Consider the following 12,484-nt stretch of genomic DNA (forward strand, 5'->3'; position numbering starts at 1 on the left):
TGGTCAATGTTCTTCCTGGGCTTGAGCGAGCAGAGCCTCCAGATTGAGAATATTCACTTCTCGACCGGAAACTTCGACCAGCTCTTGCTGTTGGAAGCGGCCCAGGATTCGGCTCACTGTTTCGACTGCCAGCCCCAGATAGTTGCCGATGTCGGCACGGGACATGGAGAGCCGGAAGCTGTACGGCGAATAGCCGCGACGCCGGAAACGATCCGACAGGCTGGAGAAGAAACTTGCCAGGCGCTGGTCGGCGGTCTTGCGCGAAAGAAGACGCATCATGCGGCGGTCGTCACGCAGCTCCTTGCTCATGCTGCGATAGAGCTGGCCGCGGAGTTCGGGCAGCTGTTCGGAAAGCGAGTCGAGACGATCGAAGGGTATCTCACAGACCGTTGTGGTCTCGAGGGCGATGACGCTGCCGGGATAGGCCTGCTCGTCGATACCGTCCAGCCCCACCAGCTCGCTGGGCAGGTAGAAATTGGTGACCTGATCGTCGCCGGAGCCCTCGGTGGTGACCTGCTTGAGGCTGCCGGAGCGTACCGCAAACACGCTGTTGAAGGCATTGCCCTGGCGGAAGAGGGATTCACCCTTCTTCAGAGGTGCGCGTCGGCGAATAATGGCATCGAACTGCTCGATATCCTCGAGCTCGAGTGCCAAAGGCAGGCACAGCGAACTAAGGCTGCAGTTCTGACAACGGGTTTCGTGCAGTAGCGAACGCCGCTTGCCGACCGCGTTGGCCGCATTGACAGCCATGTTCACCTCCTTGACCGGGATCATTGAGGTATTATGGAGCATTCTTTCGTCCGGGAAAACGCCGGTTGTGACGATTGGACGCAGAAGTCCTCTTTCGCCATGGTGAAAATGGCGCTCGGCTAGAGTATTCGCGAGTAATGAGGGCCTTTGTGTCGTGGCAAGCGGTCGTCGAAAGCCATGGCCAGGTGGCGGATCAAGAGTCTCCCCATGGGGGTGGCGACCAGATGGTTGCCCTGGCGTGTGATCAGGCCGTCTCGTTCGGGCTGCTCCAGTCTTGCCAGCGCATTTGCCAAGTAGCGCGGCGCATCGATGGCGAACACCTCGCCCAGGCGGTCGAGATCCAGCGCCATGTCGCACATCAGGCGCTCGATGGCGTAGCGACGCACCTGGTCATCGAAGGTCAGGCGAATGCCACGTGCCGTGGGAAGACGACTGGCATCCAACGCCGATTCGTAGGCGTCAAGGCTGATAGGGTTCTGGGCATAGACATCGTCGATGCGTGAGATCGCCGACACCCCGAGACCCACCAGATCGCACTCGGCATGACTGGAGTAACCCTGGAAATTGCGCTGAAGCGTATTCTGTTGCTGAGCCAGGGCGAGGCTATCGTTGGGTCGGGCAAAGTGATCCATGCCGATATGGATATAACCGGCCTCGGTCAACATGGCGATCGTGGTGCGCAGAATGGCCAGCTTCTCTTCCGCTCCGGGAAGATCCTCTTCCCTGATGTGCTGCTGGGGCCTGAAGCGGTTGGGCAGATGCGCATAGTTGAAGATGGATAGTCGCGCCGGCGCCATGGCGATGACCTGCTTGAGGGTGTCGGCGAAGCTGTCGCGGGTCTGGAAGGGCAGGCCATAGATCAAGTCGAGGTTGAGCGAACGAAAGCCCAGGCGGTCTGCTTCATCGATCAGCACTTCGGTCAGTATGCGCGGCTGTATGCGATTGACGGCGCTCTGCACCTTGGGGTCAAGGTCCTGGACGCCGAGACTCAATCGGTTGAAGCCCAGGGCCTGCAGATGACGCAGTGTGAATACGTCGGCTTCGCGCGGGTCGATCTCGATGGCGTAGTCACGGTCTCGGGCACCCGACAGTCCGAAGCGGGCATCCAGTCTATCGATGAGGTCGCTCATCTGGTCGAGGCTGAAGAACGTGGGTGTCCCACCGCCCCAGTGCAGTTGAGCCACTTCCCGGCGGGTATCCAGATAGGGTTTGACCAGCACCATTTCCCGATCGAGCCGGGAAATGTAGGGCTCTGCCAGCCGGGTATCCTGCGTCATGATCGTGTTGCAGGCGCAGTAGGAGCAGGGTTGACGGCAGAAAGGGATATGGATGTATAACGACAGTGACTTGCCGCCGCCATTGCTGCGTGCCAGTGCAGCCTGATAATCCTGTGCGCTGAAGTCGTCGCGGAAGGAGAGCGCGGTTGGGTATGAAGCATAGCGCGGGCCACTGGTATCGTAGCGGCGCAGCAGGGCCTCGTCCCAGGCGAAAGGATCGGCCATCGCTCGATGTACTGACATCGCGGGCACGGACATGAAGGCACTCCGGCGTCTCGTTAGGTGTCTTCATGCTAGCGGTCCGGTCTGATCAACGGATTGAGCTGCGTCAAGCGAAGTGATGATGCCGAAGCGTTGGCCACCGGTTTGTTCAGTGTGGCAGCAGTGAAGCCAGCTGCCACAGGGCAAACGCAATGATCGACAGGGCCGCGACGGTGCGGGTCGCCCGATGTCGAATCAGCGAACCAAGCTGACGCGCGGCGAAGCCTGTGACGAGAAGAGCGGGCAGGGTGCCTAGCCCGAAGGCACCCATCAACAGCGCACCACGCAGCGGATCGGCCATGGCCAGGCTCCAGGCCAGCATGGAGTAGACCAGTCCGCAGGGGAGCCAGCCCCAGACGGCGCCCAGGGCAACGGCCTGGGGCACCCTCACAACCGGCATCAGGCGCTTTCCAACGGGCTCCAGATGACGCCACAGGCGTTTACCGACGGCTTCGACCTTGAGTAGCCCCCTCCACCAGTTGGCAATGTAGAGCGCCATCAGAATCAACATCATGGCGGCAAATACCTGCAAGGCTATCCTCGCAGCCGGCGAGAGCGCCAGTACGGTGCCCAGCGAGGCAACCAGTGCGCCAGCGGACATATAGCTGAGTACGCGGCCCAGATTGTAGCCAAGCAGAAGCCCCGAGAGCCGCGCCGGACTGCGCATGCTGGGTGGCACGGCAAAGGTCAGGGCGCTCATGATGCCACCACACATGCCGATACAGTGGGCTCCGCCGAGCAGGCCGAAGACGAAGGCTGCCACCAGGGGGGGGAAGCCGAGTCCGGTAGGATCCATCAGTGCCCGGAACGTCCGCTGTTGTCCGGGCGATTGTCGGTGCTGGAGTCTGGGGAGTGGGCGCGAGAGGCCTCCTGACGTCGAGCGCGTGCTTCCGACGTCAGGTCATTGTCGTCCTCATCGAACAGGATACGATGAGCGGGTCCTTCGAGATCCTCGAACTGGTCGTTCTTCACGGCCCAGAAGAAAGCCCAGACGGCAAGTCCGAGCAGGATCAACGACAGGGGAATGAGCAGGTAGAGAATGGTCATGCAGTCACCAGGCGGCCGGGAGGTGGCGGTACGGGCGGCGGTGCCAATTGGAACCGGGTCAGGCGCAGCGCATTGCCCACCACAACCAAGGAACTGGCCGACATGCCAAGAGCGGCTACCCAGGGTGGCACGATACCGATGGCGGCCAAGGGCAGTGCCGAGAAGTTGTAGCACACCGACCAGATCATGTTCTGGCGCATGATACGCCGTGTGGCGCGGGCGATTTCGATGGACTCGACGATACGCATGAGCCGGGGACTGAGCAATACCGCATCGGCACTTGTGCGGGCCAGGTCGGTGGCGCCGTTCATGGCGATCGACACGTCGGCCCCTGCCAGAACCGGCACGTCATTGATGCCATCGCCGATCATGGCGACTTTCTCGCCGGATGCCTGGCATTCGCGGATGCGTGCCAGCTTGTCTTCCGGGCTGGCTTCGGCCTGCCAGGACGCGATACCAAGGGCCTTGGCCAGGTCCTCCACGGCACTGGCGTTGTCGCCGGAGAGCAGCTCGACGTTCAGTCCACCTGCCTGGAGGGCAGCCACGACAGCGGCCGCATCCTCCCGGACCCGGTCGTGAAGGGCGAACCAGGCGCGCGGCTCCCCCGCCTCGGCGAGCAGCAACCACTGACCCGGCCCCGGGGCCTCGAGGCCCTGCTCCGGCGCGGCGAACTCGGGACGGCCCAGTCGCCAGAGCCGGTCGCCAATGGTGCCCTCGACGCCCTGGCCGGTATGGCTCGTCCGCTCGCTGGCCTTGACGGTGGCCTGGCGCCAGGTGCGGAAGGCCCGGGCAATGGGGTGTTCGGAGTGGGCCTCCAGGGCCGCCGCGAGGACCCGCGCACGATCCGCCGACAGGCCGCCTATTGGACGGGTCTCGAGCAGTTGCATCTCGCCGCTGGTCAAGGTGCCGGTCTTGTCGAAGATCACCCGGTCCACCTGGGATAGCGACTCGATGGCGTCGGCTCGGGTAATCAGCACGCCGCGGCGGCGCAATTGACCGTGCCCGGCGGTCAGTGCCGTGGGTGTGGCCAGCGCCAGGGCGCAGGGACAGGTCACCACCAGCACCGAGAGGGTGACCCATAGGACTCGCGAGGGGTCGATGAACCACCAGGCAATGGACACGCAGGTGGTTACCAGCAGCAGCCGCAGCACGAACAGGTGCGACATGCGGGCGGCCATCTGGGCCAGGCGGGGTCGACTGGCGAAGGCGCGATCGGTGAGGTCGACGATACCGGCCACCCGTGCCTCCCTGCCGGCATGGGTGACCCGCACCACCAGCGGGCTCTCGATGTTCTGGCTGCCGCCGGTAACGCCGTCGCCCACCCGACGCGTCACCGGGAGGTATTCGCCGGTGAGCATGGATTCATCCAGGCTGGATTCGCCCTCTTCGATCACTCCATCGGCGGGAACCCCATGGCCGGGTTTGATCAACACCCGATCGCCGGCGGCGAGTTCACTGGCGGGCAGAATCCGCTCATCCCCCTCGTCGGTCAGTCTCACCGCCGACAATGGCAAGGCACCGGCCATGGCGTTGCCGGTGTGGCCACTGCGGCGTCGGGCACGCGCTTCCACGTAGCGCCCGAACAGCAGGAAGAAGGTGAACATGGCCACCGAATCGAAATATACCTCGCCGGTGTTGGTGATTACCGCATAGCCGCTGGCCAGATAGGCACCGCCGATGGCGATGGAGACCGGCACGTCCATGCCCAGCACTCGGGTACGCAGGTCACGCACCGCATTGCGGAAGAAAGGCATGGCCGAGAAGAATACGACCGGCGTGGCGAGAGCGAAGGAGAGCCAATTGAACAGCGCCAGGAAGTCGTCGCTGATCTCGCCGGGGTCGGCGACATAGATGGGAATGGAGAACATCATCACCTGCATCATGCCCGCGGCAGCCACGATCAGGCGGCGCACGTTCATCCGCTCCTCGAACTGCAGTCGTTGCTGGGCGGCATCCGGCTCATAGGGCTGTGCGCCATAGCCGATGGCGGCCATTTCGGCGAGGATGCGAGAGAGCTTGAGCCGCTGGGGGTCCCAGGTCACGCGTACTCGATGGTGGCTGAGGTTGACGGCACTGACGCTGACGCCTTCCAGTGCATTGAGGCGGTGCTCTATCAGCCAGGCACAGGCCGCGCAGGTGATGCCGTCCACTGCGAGGGTGGCATGGACCAGCCCGCTGTCGCCTTCCGTGTGCACGAACTCACGCTGCAGGCCCGGGTCGTCGAATACCGCCCAGGTCTCGGCCTTGACTGCCTGCCGATCGTCGGGGCGCTCGGGTAACTCGGTACGAAAGCGGTAGTAGCTTTCCAACCCGCCATTGACGATGGCATGTGCCACCGCCTCGCAGCCCGGACAGCATAGCGGGTGCGCCTGCTCGTCGAGGACGATCGACCAGGGCGCCCCCGCCGGGACCTGGCTGCCACAATGGTAGCAGTCGACCGTGCCGGGCTCGGAGGCCATGGCATGTCGGGCCGACTCTTGCCGGGCCGTCTCTTGTTGATTCATGGCCGCTCGGGGTGGTGTATCGATGGGATGGACATCAGCCGCGGTCCGCGATGCCCGGGGTCAGGCGGAATTCGTCTTCGCTGGGAAAACTGCCCTCGCCGACCAGGCGCCAGGCCGGCTCGACCGCACTGGGATGCAGTTGCAGATACCAGCGATAGCGCAGATTGTCGGGCGCCTGGCCCAGGTAGCGCCCTTCGCGCACATGCTGGAGCGACATCTCCTGGTCGCGATCACCCTGCGTCGGGAAGATCAGCTTCAGGTGTAGCGTATCGGGGCGTTCGTCGCCTTGCAGCTGTACGATGATATCGCTGGTCTGCGGGTCGATGCGCAGGTCGGCCGACAGGTTGAGGTCATGGGCGCGCTGCTGCTTGGCCAGTACCATGTTGATGGCGCGACCGTGCTCATAGTAGTCCTGCTGCACCAGGCCGTCGGCCGTGCGAACCGCCATTACCGCCAGCGTCGAGCTGCCGAAGATCGACGTGAACAGCAGGCCGAGCAGGAACCAGGGCCAGAACTGCTTGTACCAGGGGGAAGGGGTCGTCATGGTCATCTCCGTGCTTCACCGATAAAGCGAGTGTCTCGCTCAAGGGCTATGCGTTCGTTCTGTTGGGATTGCAGGTTCAATTGTATTGGGTGGCTGGGGCGCTCGAGCACCTCGGGGTCGGCGGTCACCTGGACGGCGAACAGACGAGAGGCTCCGGCCGGGACACGCAGCGCATCGGTATCGATTTCCAGGCCGGGCAGGCCGCTCACTTCAAGGCGGAATTCGTGCTCCTCACGGTCCTGGTTACGCACTGTCAGAGTGTAAACATTGCTGATGCGCCCCTCTCGTGTCATCTGGAACAGCTGGCCACGCTCGCGCTCGACTTCGAAATCCAGCGGTATCCGGTCGCTCAAGGTCCAGGTGAACAGGCCGATCATGACCAGCAGCGCCGCCAGATATCCCATCAGCCGCGGGCGCAGGATGCGCGATGGCTTGCCCTCCAGGGTATTCTCGGTGGTATAGCGGATCAGCCCCCGCGGGTAATGCATCTTGTCCATCACGCTATCGCAGGCGTCGATGCAGGCGGCACAAGTGATGCATTCATATTGTAGGCCGTTGCGAATGTCGATGCCTGTCGGGCAGACCTGGACGCAGAGGTCGCAGTCGATACAGTCGCCGTATCCGGCGTCCCGCGCCTTCTGATGGTCGAGACTTCTCTTGCGGGCACCACGAGGTTCGCCTCGGTCTGCGTCGTAGGAGACGATCAGGGTGTCGGCATCGAACATGACGCCCTGGAAGCGGGCATAGGGGCACATGTAGATGCAGACCTGTTCACGCAGCCAGCCGGCGTTGAGATAGGTGAACACCAGGAAGAAACCGGACCAGAAGTAGGACCAGCCGTGGGCCTGCAGTGTCGGCAGCTCCACGACCAGTTCCCGGATCGGCGTGAAATAGCCGACAAAGGTGATGCCGGTCGCCAGGGCAATCGCGAGCCAGACGACATGCTTGGTGCCCTTGCGCCATGCCTTGTCCAGGGTCATGGGCTGCTTGTCGAGCTTCATGCGACGGTTGCGCGAGCCCTCCAGCCGATGCTCGACCCAGATGTAGAGAAAGGTCCAGACGCTTTGCGGGCAGGTATAGCCGCACCACACGCGGCCGGCAAAGACCGTGATGAAGAACAGGCCAAAGGCGCAGATGATCAGCAGCCACGACAGCAGGATGAACTCCTGGGGGTAGAAGGTCGCGGCAAGGATATGGAATTCCCGGCCCGGCAGGTCGAACCAGATCAGCGGGCGCTCATCCCATTGGACCCATGGCAGGCCAAAGAAGGCCAGCATCAACAGCCAGTTGGTGAAGCGGCGCAGGCGCTGGAACAGTCCCTTGATCTCACGCACATAGATATGGCGCCGACTGGCATACATCTCCTGCTGGACGGCCGCTCGCGGCTCGTGGTGCCCCACGGGATCCAGGGTCACGTCGCGGGTGGGTATCTTTTCACTCATGGCGGACTCGTGGCGGGGGTAGGCTGCCCACGGAAGGGAGGCAATGAAACGAATTCATTGTATCGAGGCATCGATACCAAGAGAAAAGGTGCGACCCCAGGCCGCACCCTTGCCTCGCCGTTCGGGAGCCTGCTCAGTCGCGGAAGCGCAGGCTGTAGACGTAGGCGGCGACCAGGTGAACGCGCTCTTCACCGATATAGGCTTCCTGGGCCGGCATGTGGCCGTTACGACCGTTGCGCAGGGTCTGGCGAACCGAGTCGGCAACGCTCTGCCCCGGTGCCTGATAGAGCCAGGTGTCGTTGGTCAGGTCGGGCGCGCCCAGGGCCTGGTTGCCACTGCCGTCCGGCGCGTGGCAGGCGGCACAGACCGAGGCATAGACCGCTGTCCCCTGCTCGGCACGATCGGCGTCATGCTCGAGGTCGGATAGCGCCAGGACGTGCTGCGTCACGTTCTCGATATTGTTCTCGCCCAGCTGTTGCCAGGATGGCATCAGGCCATTACGGCCCCTGGCCAGCGATATCATGATCTGTTCCGGCTCGCCGCCGTAGAGCCAGTCATCGTCGGTCAGGTCGGGGAAACCGTAGCCCCCCTGCGCATTGGAGCCGTGACACACTGCACAGTTGTTCAGGTAGATTCGCTCGGCGACCTGCATGGCTTCCTCATCCCGGGCCAGTTCCGGGATCGGGATCTCCTGGTACTGGGCAAAGATCGGCGTGAAGCGCTCCTCGGCACGGGCCACTTCCTCTTCCCACTGACCTTCCTGGGTCCAGCCGAGCAAGCCGGCAAAGTTGCCGAGTCCCGGATAGAGCAACAGGTAGCCGAGCGAGAACACCACGGTGCCCACGTAAAGCTGGAACCACCAGCGGGGCAGGGGGTTATCGTACTCCTCGATCTCATCGGCGGCGTGGCCGGTGGTTTCCACGTTGCCATCGGCATCCGGCACCTTGTCGGTTTTCCGGTTGGCATAGAGAATCCAGAAGGCGAAGGCAATCGAGCCCAGCGTGAGGACGATGATCCAGGCGCTCCAGAACCCGGAAAGGGAGTCATCCCAAAGATTGTTCATGCGTTTCTGTCTCCCTTGTTCGTACGGGAATCGCCATTGCCGTCCTGCTCGCTGCTGGAGCGGGGCGAGGCGCTGCTATCACGGTTTGGTTGCGCGTCATCTTCGGCGAAGGGCAGCTGGGCCGCTTCATCGAAGTCCGGCTTGCGACGCCGGGAGTAGGCCCACCAGGTGATACCGAGGAAAGCGATGATCAGCAGAAAAGTGATAATGCCGCGAAAAGTGCCGGTATCCATGATCAACGGGTGCCCTCGAGCACGGTGCCCAACTGCTGCAGGTAGGCGACCAGGGCCGTAATCTCCTGCTGGCCTTGTACCTCGCGTGTGGCGTTCTCGATATCTTCGTCGGTATAGGGCACCCCGAGTGCACGCAGCGCTTCCATCTTGCGCGGCGTCGCGTTGCCGTCGAGAGTGCGCTCGAACAGCCAGGGGTAGGACGGCATGATCGATTCGGGCACCACGTCGCGTGGGTTGTACATGTGGGCGCGGTGCCAGTCGTCGCTGTATCGGCCACCTACGCGGGCCAGGTCCGGTCCGGTACGCTTGGAGCCCCACAGGAAATTGTGTTCGTAGATGAACTCGCCCGCGACGCTGTAGTGGCCATAGCGCTCGGTTTCGGCCCGGAAGGGGCGGATCATCTGTGAATGGCAGCCCACACAGCCCTCGCGACGGTAGACGTCGCGGCCTTCCAGCTCCAGCGCGGTGAGCGGACGCAGGCCGTCGACCGGCTCCGTGGTCTGCTTCTGGAAGAAGAGTGGCACGATCTCGGCCAGGCCGCCAAAGCTGATCACCACCAGAATCAGCACGGCGAGCAGGCCAACGTTCTTTTCGACAATCTCGTGTTTCATTGGTGTCGGTATCCCCGGTTGCTCAGACTGTCTGTGGAATCGGCTGGCGAGAGGCTTCGCTGCGCTTGATGGTCATGAAGACGTTGAAGGCCATGATGAACATGCCGATGATCCAGAAGAGGCCGCCGATCAGGCGTACGATGTAACCTGGGCCACTGGCCTCGACAGACTCGATGAAGGTGTACATCAGGGTGCCGTCGGGGTTGATGGCGCGCCACATCAGACCCTGCAGGATGCCGTTGACCCACATGGAGGCGATATAGAGCACGGTGCCGATGGTCGCCAGCCAGAAGTGCAGGGCGATCATGCCCACCGAATACATCTCGGTGCGGCCGAACAGGCGCGGAATCAGGTGGTACATGGAACCGATGGTGATCATGGCTACCCAGCCCAGCGCGCCGGCATGGACGTGGCCGATGGTCCAATCGGTGTAGTGGGACAGAGCGTTGACAGTCTTGATCGCCATCATCGGCCCTTCGAAGGTGGACATGCCGTAGAATGACAGGGCAACCACCAGGAAGCGCAGGGTCGGGTCGGTGCGCAGCTTATGCCAGGCGCCGGACAGGGTCATCATGCCGTTGATCATGCCGCCCCAGGAGGGTGCCAGCAGGATGATCGACATGACCATGCCCAGCGACTGTGCCCAGTTGGGAAGGGCGGTGTAGTGGAGGTGGTGCGGGCCGGCCCACATGTAGATCATGATCAGCGCCCAGAAATGGACGATGGACAGTCGATAGGAGTAGATCGGGCGTTCGGCCTGCTTGGGCACGAAGTAGTACATCATGCCGAGGAAGCCGGCGGTCAGGAAGAAACCGACCGCGTTATGCCCGTACCACCACTGCACCATGGCGTCGATGGTGCCGGAATAGACGGAGACGGAATACATCGCAGTGACCGGAAGCGCCGCGTTGTTGACGATATGCAGCACGGCCACGGTCAGGATGAAGGCGGCGAAGAACCAGTTGGCCACGTAGATGTGGGAGGTCTTGCGCTGCTTGACGGTCATCAGGAAGACGATGGCATAGCTGACCCAGACCACGGCGATCAGGATGCTGATCGGCCATTCCAGCTCGGCGTACTCCTTGGTCGTGGTGTAGCCCAGCGGCAGGGTGATGACGGCCGAAACGATCACCGCCTGCCAGCCCCAGAAGGTGAAGGCGGCCAGCTTGTCGGAGAACAGCCGCGTCTGGCAGGTGCGCTGCACCACGTAGTACGACGTCGCCATCAGGGCGGAGCCCCCGAAGGCGAAGATCACGGCGTTGGTGTGCAGCGGGCGCAGACGGCCAAAGCTCGTCCACGGCAGATCAAGATTCAGTTGCGGCCAAACCAGCTGTGCGGCAAGGATGACACCGAGGAGCATGCCCACGATGCCCCACACCACTGTCATGATCGCGAACTGCCGAACTACCTTGTAATTGTAGGTCGGGTGCTCTAATGCTGTGCTCATGTCAGGTTCCCATCGAACGCGTATCGAGAGCCAGCTACGACTGATGTCACGGCTGACGCTCCCGGTTGGGTGATGCAGGTCAGAAAACAAGACGGATTCTAGCGCAGCCGCATCACAGACTGAAACACGCCCAAGGGCGAAACTTGCACAGGAGTTTGACCGGTGTCGGACTTTGCACGACTAGATCGGGTAGCAATCTCTTTGGTACGCCTCCGTGAACACCTGCTCGAACGTGAGACGGGGCGCTGGTGTGTCGAGGGGCTGGGTCCGCTGGAAATCAAAGGTGATGGAAGCACCGGGCGTTTGCTGATTGCCCACGGGGCGGGGGCTGGGCAGGGGTCATTCTTCATGAGTCAGCTGCGTACCGCTCTGGCTGAGCATGGTGTCCAGACCCTGGCGATCGAGTTCGCCTACATGCAGCGCATGCAGAAAGAGGCAAAGCGCTTTCCGCCTCCGCGTATTGATCGGCTGGTGGATGAATTGAACGCCTGGTGCGACATTCTGACACATCAGGAGTTGGGTCCTTTCTGGCTGGGCGGGAAATCCATGGGCGGCCGTGCCGCCAGTCTGCTGGCCGCCCGCGACCAGGCAGCAGGATTGATTCTCTGTGGCTACCCTTTCCATCCGCCCGGCAGGCCGGAGAACCTGCGCCTGGCCCATTGGCCGCTGCTCACCTGTCCGACCCTGGTCGTTCAGGGCAGCCGCGATCCTTTCGGCAGTCGCGAGGAGGTGATGGAATACGACCTGGACGAACGGGTACGTGTGCACTGGCTGGAGGATGGCGACCACGATTGGAAGCCGCGGCGGATTTCAGGTCACACCCAGGCGGTGCTGATCCGGGAGGGCGCCGTCGCGATCGCGGGCTTCATGCAAGAGTATCGGGACGCATGAGAATGAGCGATGCCGCGGGCTGAAGCAGGGCCTGCCCCGGGGCGTCAGGCGCACCCGCCGGATGCGGGATGGCGTGTGGAAAGGCATTGACAACCAACCGTATCCCTGTAGAATTCAGCGCCACGTGACCGGGGGTGGTTAGCTCAGCTGGGAGAGCACCAGCCTTACAAGCTGGGGGTCACAGGTTCGAACCCTGTACCACCCACCATCGCTCTCGAGCGATACCGATCATGTAGGAAGCACGCAGCGGACCGGTAGTTCAGTTGGTTAGAATGCCGGCCTGTCACGCCGGAGGTCGCGGGTTCGAGTCCCGTCCGGTCCGCCAACTGTTTCTGATGTCGTAGTCGTTTTTGTGGACCGGTAGTTCAGTTGGTTAGAATGCCGGCCTGTCACGCCGGAGGTCGCGGGTTCGAG

At 62.6% G+C, this 12,484-nt stretch carries 12 protein-coding genes and 2 tRNA genes; 3 read left to right on the plus strand and 11 right to left on the minus strand.

What is annotated here, in order from left to right:
• Window positions 1–3: 3 nt before the first annotated feature.
• From fnr to ccoN, 11 genes are all read right to left on the minus strand, one after another.
• On the minus strand, window positions 4–750 hold the full coding sequence (gene fnr, locus C1H69_RS06190) for a fumarate/nitrate reduction transcriptional regulator Fnr (protein ID WP_102652524.1): 747 nt from the start codon (window positions 748–750) through the stop codon (window positions 4–6).
• A gap of 119 nt (window positions 751–869) precedes the next feature.
• On the minus strand, window positions 870–2,285 hold the full coding sequence (hemN, locus tag C1H69_RS06195; RefSeq protein ID WP_240609835.1) for an oxygen-independent coproporphyrinogen III oxidase: 1,416 nt from the start codon (window positions 2,283–2,285) through the stop codon (window positions 870–872).
• Between the two features lie 112 nt (window positions 2,286–2,397).
• Window positions 2,398–3,084 (minus strand): sulfite exporter TauE/SafE family protein, encoded by a 687-nt coding sequence (locus C1H69_RS06200; protein ID WP_102652525.1) that lies wholly within the window; start codon window positions 3,082–3,084, stop codon window positions 2,398–2,400.
• The gene (gene ccoS, locus C1H69_RS06205; RefSeq protein ID WP_102652526.1) at window positions 3,084–3,335 is read right to left on the minus strand and encodes a cbb3-type cytochrome oxidase assembly protein CcoS; all 252 of its coding nucleotides are present in this window, start codon (window positions 3,333–3,335) and stop codon (window positions 3,084–3,086) included. The genes C1H69_RS06200 and ccoS overlap by 1 nt, the downstream gene beginning before the upstream one ends.
• The gene (locus C1H69_RS06210; RefSeq protein ID WP_102652527.1) at window positions 3,332–5,794 is read right to left on the minus strand and encodes a heavy metal translocating P-type ATPase; all 2,463 of its coding nucleotides are present in this window, start codon (window positions 5,792–5,794) and stop codon (window positions 3,332–3,334) included. The genes ccoS and C1H69_RS06210 overlap by 4 nt, the downstream gene beginning before the upstream one ends.
• A gap of 79 nt (window positions 5,795–5,873) precedes the next feature.
• Window positions 5,874–6,389, minus strand: a complete 516-nt coding sequence (locus C1H69_RS06215; RefSeq protein WP_102652528.1) for a FixH family protein — start codon at window positions 6,387–6,389, stop codon at window positions 5,874–5,876.
• Window positions 6,386–7,825, minus strand: a complete 1,440-nt coding sequence (gene ccoG / locus C1H69_RS06220) for a cytochrome c oxidase accessory protein CcoG (protein ID WP_102652529.1) — start codon at window positions 7,823–7,825, stop codon at window positions 6,386–6,388. The genes C1H69_RS06215 and ccoG overlap by 4 nt, the downstream gene beginning before the upstream one ends.
• A 133-nt stretch (window positions 7,826–7,958) precedes the next feature.
• On the minus strand, window positions 7,959–8,888 hold the full coding sequence (ccoP, locus tag C1H69_RS06225) for a cytochrome-c oxidase, cbb3-type subunit III (protein WP_102652530.1): 930 nt from the start codon (window positions 8,886–8,888) through the stop codon (window positions 7,959–7,961).
• The gene (locus C1H69_RS06230; RefSeq protein ID WP_102652623.1) at window positions 8,885–9,121 is read right to left on the minus strand and encodes a cbb3-type cytochrome oxidase subunit 3; all 237 of its coding nucleotides are present in this window, start codon (window positions 9,119–9,121) and stop codon (window positions 8,885–8,887) included. Before C1H69_RS06230 ends, ccoP begins: the two co-directional genes overlap by 4 nt.
• Window positions 9,122–9,123: 2 nt before the next feature.
• A complete protein-coding gene (gene ccoO, locus C1H69_RS06235; protein WP_102652531.1) occupies window positions 9,124–9,732 on the minus strand; it encodes a cytochrome-c oxidase, cbb3-type subunit II in 609 nt (202 codons plus the stop codon).
• A gap of 22 nt (window positions 9,733–9,754) precedes the next feature.
• Entirely contained in the window at window positions 9,755–11,179 is a 1,425-nt protein-coding gene (gene ccoN / locus C1H69_RS06240; protein WP_102652532.1) for a cytochrome-c oxidase, cbb3-type subunit I, read from the minus strand.
• 162 nt (window positions 11,180–11,341) lie between these two features.
• On the opposite strand from ccoN, the gene C1H69_RS06245 reads away from it, so the two are divergent.
• The 3 genes from C1H69_RS06245 (at window position 11,342) to C1H69_RS06255 (ending at window position 12,395) form a co-directional block, all read left to right on the plus strand.
• Window positions 11,342–12,070, plus strand: coding sequence for an alpha/beta family hydrolase (locus C1H69_RS06245; protein WP_240609837.1), 729 nt, complete (start codon window positions 11,342–11,344; stop codon window positions 12,068–12,070).
• Between the two features lie 132 nt (window positions 12,071–12,202).
• Window positions 12,203–12,278: transfer RNA gene (locus tag C1H69_RS06250), tRNA-Val, on the plus strand.
• Between the two features lie 40 nt (window positions 12,279–12,318).
• Window positions 12,319–12,395: transfer RNA gene (locus tag C1H69_RS06255), tRNA-Asp, on the plus strand.
• Window positions 12,396–12,484: the final 89 nt, after the last annotated feature.

It is taken from the genome of Billgrantia endophytica (genome assembly GCF_002879615.1).
In the GTDB taxonomy this organism is placed as follows: Bacteria; Pseudomonadota; Gammaproteobacteria; order Pseudomonadales; family Halomonadaceae; genus Halomonas; species Halomonas endophytica.